At 42.7% G+C, this 19500-nt stretch carries 19 protein-coding genes; 17 read left to right on the plus strand and 2 right to left on the minus strand.

From position 1 onward, the window contains the following. The first annotated feature begins 8 nt into the window (after positions 1-8). The 4 genes from pstB (M1F56_RS06360) (at position 9) to M1F56_RS06375 (ending at position 3222) form a co-directional block, all read left to right on the plus strand. Positions 9-812, plus strand: coding sequence for a phosphate ABC transporter ATP-binding protein PstB (gene pstB, locus M1F56_RS06360; protein ID WP_009730331.1), 804 nt, complete (start codon positions 9-11; stop codon positions 810-812). A 12-nt stretch (positions 813-824) separates the two neighbouring features. Continuing rightward, the gene (gene pstB / locus M1F56_RS06365; protein ID WP_000138671.1) at positions 825-1583 is read left to right on the plus strand and encodes a phosphate ABC transporter ATP-binding protein PstB; all 759 of its coding nucleotides are present in this window, start codon (positions 825-827) and stop codon (positions 1581-1583) included. Between the two features lie 11 nt (positions 1584-1594). Then, entirely contained in the window at positions 1595-2248 is a 654-nt protein-coding gene (phoU, locus tag M1F56_RS06370) for a phosphate signaling complex protein PhoU (RefSeq protein WP_223332141.1), read from the plus strand. A 158-nt stretch (positions 2249-2406) separates the two neighbouring features. Then, positions 2407-3222, plus strand: coding sequence for an ABC transporter substrate-binding protein (locus M1F56_RS06375; RefSeq protein ID WP_247917217.1), 816 nt, complete (start codon positions 2407-2409; stop codon positions 3220-3222). 20 nt (positions 3223-3242) lie between these two features. On the opposite strand, the gene M1F56_RS06380 is transcribed toward M1F56_RS06375, so the two are convergent. Beyond that, the gene (locus tag M1F56_RS06380; protein ID WP_247917218.1) at positions 3243-4514 is read right to left on the minus strand and encodes a PLP-dependent aminotransferase family protein; all 1272 of its coding nucleotides are present in this window, start codon (positions 4512-4514) and stop codon (positions 3243-3245) included. 145 nt (positions 4515-4659) lie between these two features. On the opposite strand from M1F56_RS06380, the gene budA reads away from it, so the two are divergent. The 10 genes from budA to alaS all read left to right on the plus strand — a co-directional run bounded on the left by budA (position 4660) and on the right by alaS (position 15006). Further along, positions 4660-5391, plus strand: a complete 732-nt coding sequence (gene budA, locus M1F56_RS06385; RefSeq protein WP_247917219.1) for an acetolactate decarboxylase — start codon at positions 4660-4662, stop codon at positions 5389-5391. A 9-nt stretch (positions 5392-5400) separates the two neighbouring features. Then, a complete protein-coding gene (locus M1F56_RS06390) occupies positions 5401-6153 on the plus strand; it encodes a YhfC family intramembrane metalloprotease (protein WP_247917220.1) in 753 nt (250 codons plus the stop codon). Between the two features lie 111 nt (positions 6154-6264). Beyond that, a complete protein-coding gene (gene murB, locus M1F56_RS06395; RefSeq protein WP_038806007.1) occupies positions 6265-7170 on the plus strand; it encodes a UDP-N-acetylmuramate dehydrogenase in 906 nt (301 codons plus the stop codon). 159 nt (positions 7171-7329) lie between these two features. Then, on the plus strand, positions 7330-8487 hold the full coding sequence (locus tag M1F56_RS06400; protein WP_000742901.1) for an ABC transporter ATP-binding protein: 1158 nt from the start codon (positions 7330-7332) through the stop codon (positions 8485-8487). After that, complete coding sequence (locus tag M1F56_RS06405) at positions 8468-9274, plus strand: ABC transporter permease (protein WP_000754122.1); 807 nt, start codon at positions 8468-8470, stop codon at positions 9272-9274. The genes M1F56_RS06400 and M1F56_RS06405 overlap by 20 nt, the downstream gene beginning before the upstream one ends. Next, positions 9271-10044, plus strand: coding sequence for an ABC transporter permease (locus tag M1F56_RS06410; protein ID WP_007518333.1), 774 nt, complete (start codon positions 9271-9273; stop codon positions 10042-10044). The genes M1F56_RS06405 and M1F56_RS06410 overlap by 4 nt, the downstream gene beginning before the upstream one ends. Further along, positions 10041-11111, plus strand: a complete 1071-nt coding sequence (locus M1F56_RS06415; RefSeq protein WP_247917221.1) for an ABC transporter substrate-binding protein — start codon at positions 10041-10043, stop codon at positions 11109-11111. The genes M1F56_RS06410 and M1F56_RS06415 overlap by 4 nt, the downstream gene beginning before the upstream one ends. A gap of 162 nt (positions 11112-11273) precedes the next feature. Next, complete coding sequence (locus M1F56_RS06420) at positions 11274-11639, plus strand: DUF3021 family protein (protein ID WP_247917222.1); 366 nt, start codon at positions 11274-11276, stop codon at positions 11637-11639. A gap of 242 nt (positions 11640-11881) precedes the next feature. Further along, the gene (locus M1F56_RS06425) at positions 11882-12367 is read left to right on the plus strand and encodes an LURP-one-related/scramblase family protein (protein WP_000847083.1); all 486 of its coding nucleotides are present in this window, start codon (positions 11882-11884) and stop codon (positions 12365-12367) included. Positions 12368-12387: 20 nt separating this feature from the next. Next, positions 12388-15006, plus strand: coding sequence for an alanine--tRNA ligase (gene alaS, locus M1F56_RS06430; protein ID WP_247917223.1), 2619 nt, complete (start codon positions 12388-12390; stop codon positions 15004-15006). A gap of 87 nt (positions 15007-15093) precedes the next feature. Here alaS and M1F56_RS06435 read toward each other — a convergent pair whose 3' ends face one another. After that, positions 15094-16542: an alpha-amylase gene (locus M1F56_RS06435; protein WP_247917224.1), complete on the minus strand. Its 1449-nt coding sequence runs from the start codon at positions 16540-16542 to the stop codon at positions 15094-15096. Between the two features lie 272 nt (positions 16543-16814). Here M1F56_RS06435 and M1F56_RS06440 point away from each other — a divergent pair, with 272 nt between their 5' ends. From M1F56_RS06440 to M1F56_RS06450, 3 genes are read left to right on the plus strand one after another with little or no spacing between them, the layout of a single operon-like run. Beyond that, positions 16815-17978 (plus strand): class I SAM-dependent rRNA methyltransferase, encoded by a 1164-nt coding sequence (locus M1F56_RS06440; protein WP_247917225.1) that lies wholly within the window; start codon positions 16815-16817, stop codon positions 17976-17978. Beyond that, complete coding sequence (gene aroD / locus M1F56_RS06445; protein WP_247917226.1) at positions 17975-18652, plus strand: type I 3-dehydroquinate dehydratase; 678 nt, start codon at positions 17975-17977, stop codon at positions 18650-18652. Before M1F56_RS06440 ends, aroD begins: the two co-directional genes overlap by 4 nt. Beyond that, on the plus strand, positions 18642-19496 hold the full coding sequence (locus tag M1F56_RS06450) for a shikimate dehydrogenase (RefSeq protein ID WP_247917227.1): 855 nt from the start codon (positions 18642-18644) through the stop codon (positions 19494-19496). The genes aroD and M1F56_RS06450 overlap by 11 nt, the downstream gene beginning before the upstream one ends. Positions 19497-19500 lie beyond the last annotated feature (4 nt).

Genomic DNA, 19500 nt, shown 5'->3' on the forward strand with positions numbered 1-19500 from the left:
GAGAAGCCATGTCAAAATATAACTGGGATGAAAAGCATATCATCACCTTCCCTGAAGAAAAAGTGGCCCTCTCTACCAAGGATTTACATGTTTACTACGGTAAAAATGAATCCATCAAGGGCATCGATATGCAATTTGAAAGAAATAAAATAACGGCCTTGATTGGTCCTTCCGGATCTGGGAAATCTACTTACCTTCGCAGTCTCAATCGGATGAATGATACCATTGATATTGCCAAGGTCACAGGTCAAATCCTCTACCAAGGGATTGACGTCAACCGTCCAGAAATCAATGTCTATGAGATGCGCAAGCATATCGGAATGGTCTTCCAACGTCCAAATCCATTTGCCAAGTCTATTTACCGCAACATCACTTTTGCTCATGAACGTGCAGGAGTCAAGGATAAGAAAGTCTTGGATGAAATTGTCGAAACCTCTCTCCGACAGGCTGCCCTTTGGGATCAGGTTAAAGATGACCTCCACAAATCAGCCTTGATGCTCTCTGGTGGACAGCAACAACGTCTCTGTATCGCTCGCGCTATCTCTGTTAAGCCAGATATCCTCTTGATGGATGAACCGGCGTCAGCCTTGGATCCGATTGCGACAGCCCAGCTGGAAGAGACTATGTTGGAATTGAAGAAAGACTTTACCATCATCATCGTTACCCACAGTATGCAGCAGGCAGCGCGTGCAAGTGACTACACAGGATTTTTCTACTTGGGCGATTTGATTGAGTATGATAAGACATCCAATATTTTCCAAAATGCTAAGTTACAGTCAACCAATGACTATGTAACGGGACACTTTGGTTAGAAAGGAAGCAGTATGACAGAACCGATTTTGCAGGTTAAAGACCTGTCCGTTTATTACAATAAAAAGAAGGCTTTGAATAGTGTTTCCCTTTCTTTCCAACCTAAGGAAATAACAGCCTTGATTGGTCCTTCTGGATCAGGAAAGTCCACCCTGCTCAAAGCCATCAACCGCATGGGCGATCTAAATCCTGAGGTGACAACAACTGGAACAGTGATTTATAATGGCCACAATATCTACAGTCCACGTACCGATACGGTTGAATTGCGTAAGGAAATCGGTATGGTCTTTCAACAGCCCAATCCTTTCCCTATGTCTATCTATGAAAATGTTGTCTACGGCCTACGTATCAATGGAGTCAGGGATAAACATGTTTTGGATGAAGCGGTGGAAAAAGCTTTGCAACGCGCTTCTATTTGGGATGAGGTCAAGGATCGCTTGCATGATTCAGCCATTGGTCTCTCAGGTGGACAACAACAACGTGTTTGTGTTGCTCGTGTCTTAGCAACCAGTCCCAAGATTATTCTCTTGGATGAACCAACTTCAGCTTTGGATCCTATCTCAGCTGGTAAGATTGAGGAAACCTTGTATGGTCTGAAAGATAAATACACCATGCTCTTGGTAACGCGTTCGATGCAACAAGCCTCTCGTATCTCTGATAAAACAGGATTTTTCCTAGATGGGGATTTGATCGAGTTTAACGATACGAAGAAGATGTTCCTAGACCCACAAAACAAGGAAACAGAAGATTATATTACAGGAAAATTTGGATAAGGAGTTGAATGATGTTACGATCTCAATTTGAAGAAGATTTGGAGAAATTGCACAACCAGTTCTACGCCATGGGACAAGAAGTGCTCTCACAAATCAATCGTACAGTGCGCGCCTTTGTCACGCACGACCGTGATTTGGCAAAAGAAGTTATCGAGGAAGACGCAGAGATAAATGAATATGAAGTGAAACTAGAAAAGAAATCATTTGAAATGATTGCCCTCCAGCAACCTGTTTCACAAGACCTTCGTACTGTCTTGACAGTTCTCAAGGCCGTATCCGATTTGGAACGTATGGGAGATCACGCGGTGTCAATTGCGAAAGCAACTATTCGCATGAAGGGAGAGCAACGCATCCCCGCCGTTGAAGAAGAAATCAAAAAGATGGGACGCGACGTGAAAAACTTCGTCGAAGCAGCTCTAGATCTCTATCTCAACGGTTCTGTGGATCAAGCCTACGAAGTAGCGGCTATGGATGAAAAAATCAACCATTACTTTGATAGCATCCGAGATTTGGCTACAGAAGAAATTAGGAAAAATCCTGAAGCTATCGTTACAGGCCGTGATTACTTCCAGGTCATTTCTTTCTTGGAACGTATCGGAGACTACGCAAAGAATATCTGTGAATGGGTTGTTTACTTTGAAACAGGTAAGATTGTCGAACTATAAGAAACGGTTTAAATATACAGAAGAAAAGGCTGATTAAAATAAATCAGTCTTCTTTTTTTATGAAAAGAATTGTTTTACAATCAAAATCTCTAAAAGGGTTGACAACTATTTTTAAAAGAGTTATAATTATTCATAATTAACAGAAAGGTCGTTTATTTATGAAATTTAAGAAATGGATATTAGTTGTGTGTAGCATGCTTGCCAGTGTGGTTTTAGTAGCTTGCCAGTCAGGAATGGATAGTTCCCAGTCTGCTGTGGACGCTATTAAACAAAAAGGAAAGCTAGTTGTTGCGACCAGCCCAGACTATGCGCCATTTGAATTCCAAGCCTTGGTAGATGGGAAAAACCAGGTAGTTGGAGCAGATATTGATATGGCTCAAGCAATTGCAGACGAGCTTGGGGTTAAACTTGAAATCTCTAGTATGAGTTTTGACAATGTCTTGACTAGCCTTCAAACTGGAAAGGCTGACTTAGCCATAGCAGGAATTAGTGCTACAGATGAGAGAAAGGAAGTCTTTGACTTTTCAATCCCTTACTATGAAAATAAGATGAGTTTTTTGGTTAGAAAAGCCGATTTAGACAAATACAAGGATCTTTCAAACCTCGCAAGTGCAAATATCGCAGCTCAAAAGGGAACTGTGCCAGAAACCATGGTCAAGGAACAATTGCCAAATGCCCAATTGACATCCTTGACCAATATGGGGGAAGCAGTTAATGAATTGCAGGCTGGAAAAGTGGATGCTGTTCATATGGATGAACCAGTTGCTCTCAGCTACGCAGGTAAAAACTCGGATCTTGCCGTTGCAACTGTTAATTTGACGATGAAAGACGGCGAAGCCAATGCTGTTGCTATCAAGAAGAATCAATCAGACTTGAAAGCAGTAGTCGATAAGGTTATCCAAAAACTGAAAGATGACGGAACCTATCAAACTTATCTTGAAAAAGCAGCGAAACTAACAGAAGTTGAGCAATAAGAAAAGAGCAGAGTTGGAATTTAATCCAATTCTGCTTTTAGGTATTCTAATAACTCTTCTAGATTTTCGAGAGAGACTTTGGCGAACTGATAAGGACAGGCGTCCAAATAAGCCTTCTCAAAAAAGTCTAGTTTGAGTGAGCTGTGTTTGAGACTGGCAATCTTAGGATAGTGTCTCAAATCAAGCAGAAGGCCATCGTGTAGAGGATAGTAGGGCAAGGGACAGGTGTTTTTTTCAAGTAGCTCCTTCATCCGAGTCTGATAGTTCTCTTGAAGGGTAAGACGGGCCAATCGATTTTTTTCAAATAACTGACTATCAATATAAAGAGAGAGTGCTTTTTGCATGATGAGATTGCTGTCATAGTCCAGGATATTTTTGTAGGAAACAAAAGCCTCTTTTAGGGCATTTGGGAGAATGAGAGCGGTGATACGAAGGGCTGGAAAGAGGCTGGTTGAGAAGGACTTGATATAAATGACCCGATCCTCAGTGTCCAGATAGTGGAAGGTCTGCCCTTTTTTAGGGTCTAAATCCCCTAGATAGTCATCCTCTACGATGTAAACACCATACTGATTTGCTAGATCCAGAATAGCCCTTTTTTCCTGATCAGAATAGGAATGACCTAGGGGATAGTGAAAGCGAGGAATGGTGTAGAAAAACTTGATTTTCCCAGATTTGAACTGTTCTTCCAGTTCTTCAAGGTCAATGCCATCAATACGGCGTTCAATGGTCTGGTAGGCCAATCCCTGAGCGACCAAGAGGCGGTTCATTCGGTGATAGGTCGGTTGTTCGACCAAAATCTCCGCTCCCTCGCTCGGAAAGTTGATCTGAGAAAGGATAAAGAGAGCTTGCTGGGTGCCAGAAGTCAGAACCAGTTGGTCGGGTTTGCAGTAGAGGGCTTGGTTGAAAAGAAGTTGATGGACAGATTGTCTCAGTTCCTCAAGGCCTTCTTGGTTGTCATAATAGTTGAAGAGGTAGTTTTCTCGGCCTATCAGGGTTTCATTGACACAGAGTCGGAAGTCATCATAGGCACTAGCGTGTTCGTCAGTGACTTCGATTTTCAAGTCTTGGTGCTGTCCTTGTTCCAGAACATAGTAGCCACTTTGGGGTTTGGCATAGAGGTATTGTTCATGGCGTAATTCCAGCAGGGCTCGTTGGATAGTGTCCTTGCTACAGTGGAAGTCTTGGCTCAGTTGACGGATAGAGGGAAGCCGGCTACCTGTTGGGAATTTTCCTGATTCGATACCCTTTTTTAGAAAGGAAACGACTGCTTGGTATTTACTTTCTTTCTTCATTCCAGACCTCCGTTGATTTTGTTACATTGTACCTTTTTTTTGCCTCCTTTGCAATGGGAAAAGCATTTCTCCCTTTCACAACTAGGAGCAAATGTGGTATACTTAGAAAGTATGATGATTCATTGAATAAAAGATAAGAAAGAGAATGGATAGAAAAGTGCAGGAACCGGTAAAATTATTTCAATACAATACTTTAGGTGCCCTAATGGCAGGTCTCTATGGTGGAACCATGACAGTGGGAGAGTTGCTGGAACATGGTGACCTCGGCTTGGGGACATTGGATTCGATTGATGGGGAGTTGATTGTCCTTGATGGTAAGGCATATCAAGCCAAGGGATCTGGTAAAACGCCTGAAATCGTCGAGGTGGCAGCGGATGCTCTTATTCCCTATGCAGCAGTGGTTCCTCATCAGGCAGAAGTGATTTTTCGTCAGCGCTTTGAGATGACAGATAAGGAATTGGAAAAAAGAATTGAGTCCTATTATGATGGGGAAAATCTTTTTCGTTCCATCAAGATTCATGGTGAATTTTCACAAATGCACGTACGGATGATTCCCAAATCCACACCTGATACTAAGTTTGCTGATGTAGCGACTCACCAACCTGAATATAGCCGTGAAAATGTATCGGGAACTATTGTTGGATTTTGGACACCGGAGATTTTCCATGGGGTGAGTGTTGCAGGCTACCATTTGCATTTTATCTCAGATGATTTGACCTTTGGTGGGCATGTGATGGACTTTGTTATCAAAGAAGGAATGATTGAGGTTGGGGCAGTCGACCAGTTGGACCAACGTTTTCCAGTCCAAGATCGCCAGTATTTATTTGCCAAATTTAACGTTGACGAGATGAAGAAAGATATTGATAAGTCAGAATAGGAGAAAAAAATGACAGTACATATTATCCTTACCATGATCGCTTTGGTTCTCATTCTAGTAGGTGGGACTTGGTATGCCAAAAAACGGTTTAAAATCTCTCTTGCAGTGATGGGCTTGGGGGCAATCGCATTTTTTGTTTCTTCTCAAGTGTTAGAGAAGATGGTTCACCTTCTGATACTCCATCCGCAAAAAGATGGAACCATTCCGCTTATGCAGGAGCAGCCTTTCTTATATGTGCTTTATGGAATCGCCATGGCGGCCCTCTTTGAGGAAACAGCTCGTCTTGTCTTTTTTAAATGGTTGGAGAAAAAGAGAAAGCTAGAAGATCGAGATGCTTTGGCCTATGGTTTGGGACATGGGGGCTTGGAAATGCTCTATCTCGGAATGGGAAGCTTGATCAGTCTTTTGATTCTCTTTTCACTCATCCAGTCTTCAAATACTGATGTAGCCAATCTTCTTCCAAAGTCTACACTCGAAACGGTTCAGTCTCTTTCTGTATGGCAGGTTTATTTACTAGGAGTTGAGCGTGTCCTTGCTCTGGTTCTCCAAATTAGCCTTACTGTCTGGGTCTATCAAAGTGTCCGTCAAAAGAAATGGATTTATCTCGTTGCTGCCTATGGATTACATGCCTTGTTCGACTTAGCTCCAGCTCTATCTCAAGTGGGCTGGATTGCGAATCCGCTTCTAGTTGAGTTTGTTCTTCTCGTAGAACTTTTAGTCTTTATCTGGCTGACAAAATTTACATTTTGGAAAAAATCATAAAAAGAGGGGAGACCTCTTTTTTTATGTAAGGATAAAACAAGCTCTTTTTATGGTCGTCAAATGTCTCTAAAAATGGTATAATGGAATGAATTTTGAAAAAGGAAGAGTGACATGTCAGTAAAAGAAAAAATGCTTGAAATCCTAGAAGGAATCGATATTCGTTTTAAGGAACCTTTGAAGACCTATACCTATACCAAGGTAGGAGGTCGAGCGGATTATCTAGTTTTGCCACGCAATCGCTATGAGATGGCCCGTGTCGTCCAATTTGCCAATCAAGAGAATATTCCTTGGATGGTGCTAGGAAATGCTAGTAATATCATCGTTCGTGAAGGTGGAATCCGTGGTTTTGTCATCTTGTGCGATAAGCTTAATAACGTTTCAGTTGATGGCTATACCATTGAAGCGGAAGCAGGAGCGAACTTGATCGAAACAACACGTATTGCCCTCCGTCATAGTTTGACTGGTTTTGAGTTTGCTTGTGGGATTCCTGGAAGCATCGGAGGAGCTGTCTTTATGAATGCGGGTGCCTATGGAGGAGAGATTGCTCATATCTTGCAGTCTTGTCAAATTTTGACCAAGGAAGGGGAAATCGAGACCTTGTCAGTCAAGGACTTGGCTTTTGGTTACCGTCATTCAGCTATTCAGGATTCTGGGGCTATTGTCTTGTCAGCTAAATTTGCCCTAGCTCCAGGGAATCATCAGGTTATCAAGCAGGAAATGGATCGCTTGACGCACCTCCGTGAACTTAAACAGCCTTTAGAGTACCCATCTTGTGGTTCAGTCTTTAAGCGTCCAGTGGGGCATTTTGCTGGTCAGTTGATTTCAGAGGCTGGTTTGAAGGGCTATCGTATCGGTGGTGTTGAAGTATCTGAAAAGCACGCTGGTTTCATGATCAATGTTGCTGACGGAACGGCCAAAGACTATGAAGACTTGATCCAATCTGTTATCGAAAAAGTCAAGGAACACTCAGGTGTCACTCTTGAAAGAGAAGTCCGAATCTTGGGTGAGAAGGAATAAGGTTGGGGTAGAAAAGCTGCTACTATAACCATTGTAAAGGGGGTGAAAGCCTATCGTTAGTGAAGATGTATGTAGGCAGTTCAATCTCCTACACGAGGTAGTAGCGGCCTGACAGAGCCCGGATCTGTTAATTTATGAAAAAGAAGGAATTTATGACAATTGAAAAAACCAATTATTGAATTCAAAAACGTCTCTAAAGTTTTTGAAGACAGCAACACCAAGGTTCTCAAAGACATTAACTTTGAGTTGGAAGAGGGAAAGTTCTATACCTTACTAGGCGCATCTGGTTCTGGGAAATCAACCATCCTGAACATCATTGCAGGTTTACTAGATGCGACGACAGGGGATATTTTACTGGATGGGGTACGGATTAACGACATCCCAACCAACAAGCGAGACGTCCATACGGTCTTCCAATCCTATGCCTTGTTTCCACATATGAATGTGTTTGAAAATGTTGCCTTTCCGCTCCGCTTGCGTAAAATCGACAAGAAAGAAATCGAGCAACGTGTAGCGGAAGTGCTCAAGATGGTTCAGTTGGAAGGTTATGAAAAACGTTCCATCCGTAAACTCTCTGGAGGACAACGTCAGCGTGTAGCCATTGCCCGTGCTATCATCAACCAACCCCGTGTGGTCTTGTTGGATGAGCCCTTGTCAGCGCTGGACTTGAAATTGCGAACGGACATGCAGTACGAACTGCGTGAGCTGCAGCAACGATTGGGGATTACCTTTGTCTTTGTCACTCACGATCAGGAGGAAGCCCTGGCTATGAGTGACTGGATTTTCGTTATGAACGATGGAGAGATTGTTCAGTCTGGAACACCTGTAGATATCTATGATGAGCCAATCAACCACTTTGTTGCCACCTTTATCGGCGAGTCCAATATCTTGCCAGGAACCATGATTGAAGACTACTTGGTTGAGTTTAACGGCAAACGCTTCGAAGCGGTCGATGGGGGGATGAAGCCAAATGAGCCAGTTGAGGTTGTCATTCGTCCAGAGGACTTGCGCATTACCCTTCCTGAAGAAGGCAAGCTCCAAGTCAAGGTTGATACCCAGCTTTTCCGTGGGGTTCATTACGAGATTATCGCCTATGACGAGCTCGGAAATGAATGGATGATCCACTCGACTCGTAAGGCCATTGTTGGCGAGGAAATCGGTCTGGACTTTGAACCAGAAGATATCCACATCATGCGTCTCAACGAAACCGAAGAAGAGTTCGATGCTCGTATCGAGGAGTACGTAGAAATCGAAGAGCAAGAAGCAGGTCTGATTAACGCGATCGAGGAGGAAAGAGATGAAGAAAACAACCTCTAAACTCTTTGTAGTGCCCTACATGCTTTGGATTGTCCTCTTTGTTCTCGCACCCTTGGTCTTGATTTTCGGTCAATCCTTTTTCAACATTGAAGGCCAATTTAGCTTAGAAAACTATAAATCCTACTTTGCGTCACAAAACTTGACCTATCTTAAAATGAGCTTCAACTCAGTCCTCTATGCAGGAATTGTGACCTTAGTAACATTGCTCATCAGCTATCCAACAGCCCTCTTTTTGACCCGTCTCAAGCACCGTCAACTCTGGCTCATGCTGATTATCTTGCCAACCTGGATCAATCTGCTTCTTAAGGCCTATGCCTTTATCGGGATTTTTGGTCAAAATGGCTCTATTAACCAATTTTTGGAATTTATCGGAATCGGTTCGCAGCAGTTGCTCTTTACGGATTTCTCCTTCATCTTTGTCGCAAGCTACATCGAGCTTCCCTTTATGATTTTGCCGATTTTCAATGTCTTGGATGATATGGATAACAATCTCATCAATGCCAGCTACGACCTCGGTGCGACCAAGTGGGAAACTTTCCGCCATGTCATCTTCCCTCTATCGATGAATGGAGTGAGAAGTGGGGTTCAGTCTGTCTTTATCCCCAGCTTGAGTCTCTTCATGCTGACACGTTTGATCGGTGGGAACCGCGTTATCACGCTGGGAACGGCCATTGAGCAGAACTTCCTGACCAATGACAACTACGGTATGGGTTCTACCATCGGTGTAATCCTCATCCTGACCATGTTCATCACCATGTGGGTGACCAAGGAAAGGAGAGAACGATGAAAAAATTTGCCAATCTCTACCTAGCCTTTGTCTTTATCATCCTTTATTTGCCGATTTTTTACTTGATTGGCTATGCCTTTAATGCTGGCGATGATATGAACAGTTTTACCGGCTTTAGCTTGAGCCATTTTAAAACTATGTTTGGTGATGGTCGTCTCATGTTGATCCTCACCCAAACCTTTTTCTTGGCCTTTCTAGCTGCCTTGATTGCGACCATTATCGGGACTTTCGGTGCCATCTATATCTATCAGTCTCGTAAGAAATACCAAGAAGCCTTTTTATCACTCAATAATATCCTCATGGTTGCACCTGACGTTATGATTGGTGCCAGCTTCTTGATTCTCTTTACCCAGCTTAAGTTTTCACTTGGCTTTTTGACGGTTCTATCTAGTCACGTGGCCTTTTCCATCCCTATCGTGGTCTTGATGGTCTTACCTCGTCTAAAGGAGATGAATGATGACATGATTCATGCGGCTTATGACCTTGGAGCTAGTCAATTTCAGATGTTTAAAGAAATCATGCTTCCTTACCTGACACCGTCTATCATTGCAGGTTATTTTATGGCCTTTACCTACTCGCTTGATGACTTTGCCGTGACCTTCTTCGTAACGGGAAATGGCTTTTCGACTCTATCAGTTGAAATCTACTCTCGTGCTCGTAAGGGAATTTCGCTAGAGATCAATGCCCTCTCTGCACTTGTCTTTCTCTTTAGTATTATCCTAGTTGTTGGCTATTACTTTATCTCACGTGAGAAGGAGGAGCAAGCATGAAAAAACTCTATTCATTTTTAGCAGGAATTGTAGCGATTATCCTTGTCTTGTGGGGGATTGCGACTCATCTAGACAGTAAAATCAATAGCCGAGACAGTCAGAAATTGGTTATTTACAACTGGGGTGACTACATCGATCCAGAACTATTGGAGCAATTTACAGAAGAAACAGGAATCCAAGTTCAGTATGAGACCTTTGATTCTAACGAAGCCATGTATACCAAGATCAAGCAGGGTGGAACGACCTATGATATTGCCATTCCTAGTGAGTACATGATCAACAAGATGAAGGACGAAGACCTCTTGGTTCCGCTTGATTATTCAAAAATTGAAGGAATCGAAAATATCGGACCAGAGTTCCTCAACCAGTCTTTTGATCCGGGCAATAAATTCTCCATTCCTTATTTTTGGGGAACCTTGGGAATTGTTTACAATGAAACCATGATAGATGAGGCGCCCGAGCATTGGGATGACCTCTGGAAACCAGAATACAAGGATTCCATTATGCTCTTTGATGGGGCGCGTGAGGTGCTGGGACTCGGGCTTAACTCACTTGGTTACAGTCTCAACTCCAAGGATCCTCAGCAATTGGAAGAGACAGTGGATAAGCTCTACAAATTGACTCCAAATATCAAGGCCATTGTGGCGGATGAGATGAAGGGTTACATGATCCAGAGCAATGCGGCTATTGGTGTGACCTTCTCAGGGGAAGCCAGCCAGATGTTGGAGAAAAATCCTAACCTCAAGTATGTCGTTCCGACTGAGGCAAGCAACCTCTGGTTTGATAACATGGTCATTCCAAAAACCGTGAAAAACCAAGATGCAGCCTATGCCTTTATCAACTTTATGTTGAAACCCGAAAATGCTCTGAAAAATGCGGAGTATGTAGGCTACTCAACACCAAACCTACCAGCCAAGGAAATGCTCCCAGAGGAGACAAAAGAAGACAAGTCCTTCTATCCAGATGCAGATACGATGAAACACCTAGAAGTTTATGAGAAGTTTGACCATAAATGGACAGGAATCTACAGTGACCTATTCCTACAATTTAAGATGTATCGGAAATAATTTCAATCAGACAAAAAAATAAAACCTAGCCATAGAAAATTAACCATTTTATGGCTAGGTTATTTATTAAAATAGATTATGAATTAGTAGAAAAATACACTTAACTATGCTATAATTTCGATAGAGTTAAAGGCATTTTAATTTATGATTGAGGTAGTAGCTATGATTAAAAAAGCTATTTTTAGAGGAATGATTCCTTTTGTCATTATGACCAGTTTGGCAATTTTTATGAGACTTCAAGGGACTGATATTTTTCAGGTTAAAAGTATATTTTTGGTTGGCATTATTGCTACCTCGATAGCATCAGCCTCGGTAATTTATGAAATTGAAAATTGGTCGCTATTTAAACAATCTATTATACATTTTATCATTATGCTTTTTACTGTTCTTCCCTGTCTTCTATTTAGTGGATGGTATAAGTTGGTCTCAATTTTGGATTATCTCATTGTTTTAGGTCAATTCTTATTGGTTGGAAGTTTCTTGTGGTCTATCGCCTATATAATATTTGGGAAACTTCTAAAGAAATGAGTTGGGCATCAACCTTGACTAACTGTTCCAAAAACGTTATAATAATAAAGTTGAGAATTGATTTTCAATTATCTTAGTCCAGAGAAATGGCGGTGCTGCGAGCCATCTAAGCTAGGAAATCATGCTACTCAATCAGACAATTGCATAAGAATAAGAGAATGACAAGTTCATTGAATGAAGGTGGTACCGCGGTTTTTCGCCCTTCGTGATATGGGCTTGTCTTTTGATTTTTGGAGGTGTTTATGAAGACATTTCTCGTGAAACAAAAGTTTCGTCTTGGGGGCGAACGCTTCGATATTAAGGATGATAGAGGAGTAGTGAACTATCAGGTGGAGGGATCTTTCTTCCAAATTCCTAAGACCTTTACCATCTATGACGCCTATGGTGAGCAGGTCAGTGAAATCAGTAAAGAATTTTTCACCTTGCTTCCTCGCTTTACTATTCAGCTACGAAACGGTTCCAATTTCGTCATTCGTAAGAAGTTGACCTTCTTTCGAGATAAGTATGAGTTTGATGATCTAGGGCTTCGTATCGAGGGCAATATCTGGGATTTAAATTTCAAATTGCTGGATGATCGTGACCAAGTGATTGCCGAGATTAGGAAAGAGATTTTCCATTTGACCTCAACTTACACCGTAACCGTCTATGAAGACTCTTATGCAGACCTAGTCATTTCCCTCTGTGTCGCGATTGACTATGTGGAGATGCTGGAAAGCCAATCAAATTAAACAAGTAATAAGGAGATATTATGAAACAACTATCTAGTGCTCAAGTTCGCCAAATGTGGCTTGATTTCTGGGCAAGCAAAGGACACTCTGTCGAACCATCAGTCAGCTTGGTTCCTGTAAATGACCCAACTCTTTTGTGGATTAACTCTGGGGTAGCAACCCTTAAAAAATACTTTGATGGGACGATTATCCCTGAAAATCCACGTATCACCAATGCGCAAAAAGCAATCCGTACCAACGACATCGAAAATGTCGGAAAAACGGCTCGCCACCATACCATGTTTGAAATGCTGGGGAACTTCTCTATCGGGGATTACTTCCGTGATGAGGCTATCACATGGGCTTATGAGCTTTTGACAAGTCCTGAATGGTTTGATTTTCCAGCTGATAAGCTGTACATGACCTACTATCCAGACGATAAAGATTCTTACAACCGCTGGATTGAAGTAGGAGTGGACCCAAGTCACTTGATCCCAATCGAAGACAACTTCTGGGAAATCGGTGCGGGACCTTCTGGACCTGATACAGAAATCTTCTTTGACCGTGGAGAAGCCTTTGACCCAGAAAACATCGGTATTCGTCTGCTTGCAGAGGATATCGAAAACGACCGTTACATCGAAATCTGGAACATCGTTCTGTCACAATTTAACGCTGATCCTGCTGTTCCTCGTAGTGAGTACAAGGAATTACCGCATAAGAACATTGATACGGGCGCTGGTTTGGAGCGTTTGGTGGCAGTCATCCAAGGGGCTAAGACAAACTTTGAAACGGACCTCTTCATGCCAATCATTCGTGAAGTTGAGAAATTGTCTGGTAAGGTTTATGACCAAGATGGCGACAACATGAGCTTTAAGGTCATTGCTGACCATATCCGTTCTCTTTCATTTGCCATCGGTGATGGTGCCCTTCCTGGAAATGAAGGTCGTGGTTATGTTCTTCGTCGTTTGCTCCGTCGTGCTTCTATGCACGGTCAAAAATTGGGCATCAACGAGCCTTTCCTTTACAAACTCGTTCCAACTGTTGGAAAAATCATGGAAAGCTACTACCCAGAAGTGCTTGAAAAACGTGACTTTATCGAAAAAATCATCAAGAGCGAGGAAGAGTCATTTGCCCGTACCCTTCATTCAGGTCAACACTTTGCAGAAACCATTGTAGCTGATTTGAAAGAAAAAGGCCAAACGGTTATCGCTGGTCAAGATGTCTTCAAACTCTATGATACATACGGATTTCCAGTTGAGTTGACGGAAGAAATCGCTGAAGAAGCTGGGATGACTGTCGATCGTGAAGGTTTTGAAGCAGCCATGAAAGAGCAGCAAGAGCGTGCGCGTGCGTCAGCTGTCAAAGGTGGCTCAATGGGAATGCAAAATGAAACCCTTCAAAACATTACAGTGGAAAGTGTCTTCAACTACAATGCCAGCCAATTGCCGTCTAAGTTGGTGGCTATCGTAGCGGATAATGCTGAAGTAGAAGCTGTATCCGAAGGAACTGCCTCTCTTATCTTTGCAGAAACTCCATTCTACGCTGAAATGGGTGGACAAGTAGCTGACCACGGTCAAATCTTGGATGCTGCAGGAAACCTTGTGGCTACAGTGACAGATGTTCAAAAAGCGCCAAACGGACAAGCTCTTCACACGGTTGAAGTTCTTGCACCGCTTGCTTTGAACCAAGAATACACCTTGGCCATCGATACCAATCGTCGTCACCGTGTCATGAAAAACCACACAGCAACTCACTTGCTCCATGCAGCCCTTCACAATATCCTTGGAAACCATGCGACACAAGCAGGATCCCTTAACGAAGTCGAATTTCTTCGCTTTGACTTCACACACTTCCAAGCAGTAACTCCTGAAGAATTGCGTGCCATTGAACAGCAAGTCAATGAGAAAATCTGGGAAGCAATTGCAGTAGAAACTGTTGAGACAGATATTGACACTGCTAAAGAAATGGGTGCTATGGCCCTCTTTGGTGAGAAATACGGTAAGGAAGTTCGTGTTGTTACGATTGGTGACTACTCAGTGGAACTTTGTGGTGGTACCCACGTTGGCAACACTTCTGAGATTGGTCTCTTCAAGATTGTCAAAGAAGAAGGAATCGGATCAGGAACTCGCCGTATCTTGGCAGTGACTGGTAAGGAAGCCTTTGAAGCCTACCGCGAACAAGAAGATGCTCTGAAAGCCGTCGCAGCAACCTTGAAAGCACCTCAAGTCAAGGAAGTTCCTCATAAGGTTGAAGGACTTCAAGAACAACTTCGTCAGCTCCAAAAAGAAAATGCTGAGTTGAAAGGAAAAGCAGCGGCAGCGGCAGCAGGCGATGTCTTTAAGAATATTCAAGAAGCAAACGATCACCGTTACATTGCAAGCCAAGTTTCTGTATCAGATGCAGGTGCCCTTCGTACCTTTGCGGATAACTGGAAACAAAAAGACTACTCTGATGTGCTTGTCCTAGTTGCCGCTATCAGTGACAAGGTGAACGTTCTTGTAGCTAGCAAGACAAAAGATGTGCATGCAGGAAACCTTGTCAAAGAATTGGCTCCAATCGTCGATGGACGTGGTGGTGGTAAACCAGACATGGCCATGGCAGGAGGAAGCAATCAAGCGAAAATCCAAGAACTCTTGGAGGCAGTAGCAGGTAAATTATAAGACAATGAAGATCTATCCATTAGGGTAGGTCTTTTTGTGAATACAAAAAAGCCAAACCCGGTTGGATTTGGCTTGTAACTGATAGGTTTATTTTGCTGCCCAGACACTGACTGAACCTGCTGCTACTGGAAATTCTCCATAACCGTCAGCATTGATTGTAACTTGTACTGGGTGATTTTCAAGGAGGTCAACAAAGGTTTGGTCAGCCCGTTCTTGCCCGACAAACATAGATTTGCTGTTTTCTTGGTCATTTGAGATGAGGACAGCGATTGGAGATTGATGTTCAGCACCTGAACGTACCCATCCGATACAGTTGGCATCGTCAAAGTAGTCTGTTTGCTCTCCATAGGCCATATCTTTTCGGATGGCTAGGAGACGGTCAAGAACTTCTCTGAAATCTTGTTGAGCAAATTGCCCTGAAATGCCGTAATAATCTCCGTAAAAGACACATGGAAGCCCATCTTGACGTAATAGAATAAGGGCATAGGCTGCTGGCTTGAACCATTCTTCAACAGTAGACTCAAGGGCTTGTCCTCGTTGAGTATCATGGTTGTCAACGAAAGTGACAGCCTTGTCAGGCTTGAGTTCAACCAAGCTATCTGTGAAAATGTTACGAAGGTCGTAGCTTGCTCCAGAATGGCTAGCTTCAAAGAGGTTTTGGTGGAGGCGAACATCGACAAGGTCAAAACGTTCTTCTATTTTCTCGAGATAGTCTAGGTTAGCTTCCTTATCAGGGTTCCAAAATTCTCCGAAAACATAGAAATCTTCGCCGTATTTTTCCTTCATATCACGGATGAAATTGCCCATAAAGAAGGAGTCAATGTGTTTAACGGCATCCAAGCGGAAACCAGCAACTCCAGTCGTTTCCATGAACCAGTCAGCCCAGTCATAGATGTTTTGGATGACTTCAGGATGTTTAAAATCTAGGTCGGCATACATGAGGTAGTCGTAGTTACCGTTTTCGTTATCGACCAATTCCTCATTTGCCCAACCTTTATTATCTCCCTGGATCAGGTAAATACCAGACTTACGGCGTTTGGCATCGTAGTCTGTACCTGTGAAGTGGTACCAGTGCCAGTGGAAGTCATTGTAGGTATTTTGACGACCATCGAAAGTAAAGTGAGTCCAACCATTGATGGTGAAGGGCTCGCTTAGTTGAACGGTACGGTCCTCAGGGTCCACTTCAATAACCTGAAAGGATTCCATGTGATCGGCAGCAGCCTTGTGATTGAGCACCACATCGGCCATAGGTCGAATTCCCTGAGCCTTTAGGGCTTGAATGGCTTGAAGATAGTCTTCTTTAACCCCATACTTGGTACGGACAGTCCCTTTTTGGTGAAATTCACCTAGGTCAAAAAGATCGTAAACACCATAGCCGACATCTTTTTCGTTGGTTGCCTTGAAGGCAGGTGGCATCCAGACATGGCTGATACCAAGGTTTGCTAGGTGCTCTGCATCATTTGTCAGTCGCGTCCAGTGTTGGCCGTCGTGAGGCAGATACCATTCAAAGTATTGCATAAGTGTCTGATTTTGCATTGTTTTTCCTCTTGCTTATCAATGTTGTGTTTTATTCTACCATAAAATTTAACACTAGGCAAACGTTTGCGTAATTTTCTATACTCATTTCTAGAATTGTCTATTTTTAGCGAATAGAATCTCTCTTTCCATTATAAGGGAAAAGATGTTTTGGTGAAAAAGTAAATGGAATAAACTTATTTTAACAAAAATGGCACTTAGTAAACTAAAGTAAAAATGGATAAGCGGTTTCTTTTTTGAGAATTGTCATAAAATTTGCTATAATAGTAGCTATGAATAGAATTAGGGTCAGCAGACGTGTTGAAAAAAAGCTAGCTAAGGGTCTAGTTCTTTTGGAAGCAAGTGATTTAACAGATATTGATCTGACGGATCAGGCAGTAGAAGTTCTTAGTCAGGACGGGAAGTTTTTAGGGACTGCCTATCTTTCTCAGCAGAACAAGGGCATTGGCTGGTTGGTCAGCAAGGAAAAGGTTGGTTTCAACCAAACCTTCTTTGAAGCTCTGTTTCGTAAGGCCAAGGAAATTAGAAAGCCTTATTATCAGGATGACTTGACTACTGCCTTTCGCCTTTTTAATCAAGAAGGGGATGGCTTTGGCGGTCTGACTGTTGATCTCTACGGAGATTATGCTGTCTTTTCGTGGTACAACTCCTTTGTTTACCAGATTCGTAAGCTGATAGTAAAGGCTTTTAAGGAAGTTTTTCCTGAGGTCTTGGGTGCTTATGAGAAAATTCGTTTTAAAGGTCTAGACTACGAGTCTGCCCATATTTATGGTGAGGAAGCGCCAGACTATTTTACTGTTCTTGAGAATGGCGTGCTCTATCAAGTCTTTATGAATGATGGCTTGATGACAGGGATTTTCCTAGACCAGCATGAGGTTCGTGGGAGTTTAGTTGACGGTCTGGCCATGGGTAAATCCTTGCTCAATATGTTTTCCTATACGGCTGCCTTTTCAGTTGCTGCAGCTATGGGAGGCGCGAGTGAGACGACTTCTGTCGACTTGGCCAAACGGTCGAGAGAGCTGTCAGAAGCTCATTTTCAGGCAAATGGACTCAGCACGGACAATCATCGTTTTATCGTCATGGATGTCTTTGAATATTTCAAGTATGCCAAGCGAAAAGGCTTGACCTATGATGTGATTGTGCTTGATCCGCCGAGCTTTGCCCGTAATAAAAAACAAACATTTTCTGTGGCGAAGGATTATCACAAGTTGATTTCCCAGAGTCTAGAGATTTTAAATCCGGGAGGCATTATCATTGCCAGTACCAATGCTGCCAATGTTTCCCGTCAGAAATTTACAGAACAAATTGATAAAGGTTTTGCAGGAAGAAGGTATCAGATTTTAAACAAATATGGTCTTCCAGCAGACTTTGCCTATAATAAAAAAGATGAAAGCAGTAATTACCTCAAGGTGATTAGTATGAAGGTTAGTAAATGAAATTAGTCGTCTCAGTAATGCCAAGAAGTTTAGAAGAAGCGCAAGAACTGGATGCCACTAGGTATGAAGATGCCGATATCATTGAGTGGCGTGCAGACTTTCTTGCAAAGGACGCTATTTTACAGGTAGCACCCGCTATCTTTGAAAAATTTGCAGGACGCGAACTGGTCTTTACCCTTCGGACTCGCGCTGAGGGAGGAGAAATCGAACTTTCCTCAGAAGAGTATGTTCAGATTATCAAGGAAGTGGCGCAACTCTATCAACCAGACTATATTGATTTCGAGTACTACAGCTACAAGGATGTTTTTGAGGAAATGTTGGATTTTCCAAATCTTGTTTTGAGTTATCATAATTTCCAGGAGACACCTGAAAACATGATGGAAATTTTGTCTGAGTTGACCAGTCTCTCTCCGAAAGTGGTCAAGGTATCAGTTATGGCCCATACGGAGCAGGATGTTTTAGATCTGATGAATTACACTCGAGGATTTAAGACACTCAATCCTGAGCAAGAGTACGTGACCATTTCCATGGGGAAAATGGGCAAGGTATCACGCATTACTTCAGATGTGACGGGTTCAAGTTGGTCATTTGCTAGTCTGGATGAAGCGAGTGCCCCAGGTCAGATTTCTCTATCAAACATGAAGAAAATCAGGGAGATTTTGGATGAAGCTTGATGGCTATACACGTTTAGCTGCAGTTGTTGCCAATCCCATCAAACACTCTATTTCACCTTTTATCCATAATAGGGCCTTTGAGGCGACAGCTACCAATGGTGTCTATGTGGCTTGGGAGATTGAAGCAGGTGACTTGGCAGAAACAGTCGCCAATATTCGCCGTTACCAGATGTTTGGAATCAACCTGTCTATGCCTTACAAGGAACAAGTGATTCCTTATCTGGATGAGTTGAGTGATGAAGCTCGTTTGATTGGGGCGGTCAACACAGTTGTTAATCAAGACGGAACGTTAATTGGATATAATACAGATGGCAAGGGATTCTTTAAGAGCTTGCCTTCTTTTACAATCTCGGATAAGAAAATGACCATTCTGGGAGCAGGTGGTGCAGCTAAGTCCATTTTGGCACAGGCTATTTTAGATGGCGTCAGTCAGATTTCAGTCTTTGTTCGTTCAGTTTCTGTGGGAAAAACAAGACCTTATCTAGACAAGTTGCAGGAGCAAACAGGTTTTAAAGTGGACTTGTATGCTTTAGAAGATCTTTCTGAACTGCAATCAAGGATTGCCGAGTCGGACCTGCTCGTCAATGCGACTAGTGTGGGAATGGACGGTCAGTCGTCCCCAGTTCCAGAAAGCATCAATCTGCCAGAGGCTCTCTTGGTCGCAGATATTATTTACCAACCCTTTGAAACGCCGTTTTTGAAATGGGCTAGAAGCCAGGGCAATCCAGCTGTCAATGGTCTGGGAATGTTGCTCTATCAAGCTGCTGAAGCTTTTCAACTGTGGACAGGTAAAGAAATGCCGACAGACGAGATTTGGCAGTCCTTAACAGAAAAATATAAATAGTGAA

It is taken from the genome of Streptococcus oralis (assembly GCF_023109005.1).
Taxonomy (GTDB): domain Bacteria; phylum Bacillota; class Bacilli; order Lactobacillales; family Streptococcaceae; genus Streptococcus; species Streptococcus oralis_BU.

Coding starts and splice junctions, on each gene's coding strand:
- pstB (WP_009730331.1), top strand. CDS start 9: ATGTCAAAATATAACTGGGATGAAAAGCATATCATCACCTTCCCTGAA.
- pstB (WP_000138671.1), top strand. CDS start 825: ATGACAGAACCGATTTTGCAGGTTAAAGACCTGTCCGTTTATTACAAT.
- phoU (WP_223332141.1), top strand. CDS start 1,595: ATGTTACGATCTCAATTTGAAGAAGATTTGGAGAAATTGCACAACCAG.
- M1F56_RS06375 (WP_247917217.1), top strand. CDS start 2,407: ATGAAATTTAAGAAATGGATATTAGTTGTGTGTAGCATGCTTGCCAGT.
- M1F56_RS06380 (WP_247917218.1), bottom strand. CDS start 4,514: ATGAAGAAAGAAAGTAAATACCAAGCAGTCGTTTCCTTTCTAAAAAAG.
- budA (WP_247917219.1), top strand. CDS start 4,660: ATGGATAGAAAAGTGCAGGAACCGGTAAAATTATTTCAATACAATACT.
- M1F56_RS06390 (WP_247917220.1), top strand. CDS start 5,401: ATGACAGTACATATTATCCTTACCATGATCGCTTTGGTTCTCATTCTA.
- murB (WP_038806007.1), top strand. CDS start 6,265: ATGTCAGTAAAAGAAAAAATGCTTGAAATCCTAGAAGGAATCGATATT.
- M1F56_RS06405 (WP_000754122.1), top strand. CDS start 8,468: ATGAAGAAAACAACCTCTAAACTCTTTGTAGTGCCCTACATGCTTTGG.
- M1F56_RS06410 (WP_007518333.1), top strand. CDS start 9,271: ATGAAAAAATTTGCCAATCTCTACCTAGCCTTTGTCTTTATCATCCTT.
- M1F56_RS06415 (WP_247917221.1), top strand. CDS start 10,041: ATGAAAAAACTCTATTCATTTTTAGCAGGAATTGTAGCGATTATCCTT.
- M1F56_RS06420 (WP_247917222.1), top strand. CDS start 11,274: ATGATTAAAAAAGCTATTTTTAGAGGAATGATTCCTTTTGTCATTATG.
- M1F56_RS06425 (WP_000847083.1), top strand. CDS start 11,882: ATGAAGACATTTCTCGTGAAACAAAAGTTTCGTCTTGGGGGCGAACGC.
- alaS (WP_247917223.1), top strand. CDS start 12,388: ATGAAACAACTATCTAGTGCTCAAGTTCGCCAAATGTGGCTTGATTTC.
- M1F56_RS06435 (WP_247917224.1), bottom strand. CDS start 16,542: ATGCAAAATCAGACACTTATGCAATACTTTGAATGGTATCTGCCTCAC.
- M1F56_RS06440 (WP_247917225.1), top strand. CDS start 16,815: ATGAATAGAATTAGGGTCAGCAGACGTGTTGAAAAAAAGCTAGCTAAG.
- aroD (WP_247917226.1), top strand. CDS start 17,975: ATGAAATTAGTCGTCTCAGTAATGCCAAGAAGTTTAGAAGAAGCGCAA.
- M1F56_RS06450 (WP_247917227.1), top strand. CDS start 18,642: ATGAAGCTTGATGGCTATACACGTTTAGCTGCAGTTGTTGCCAATCCC.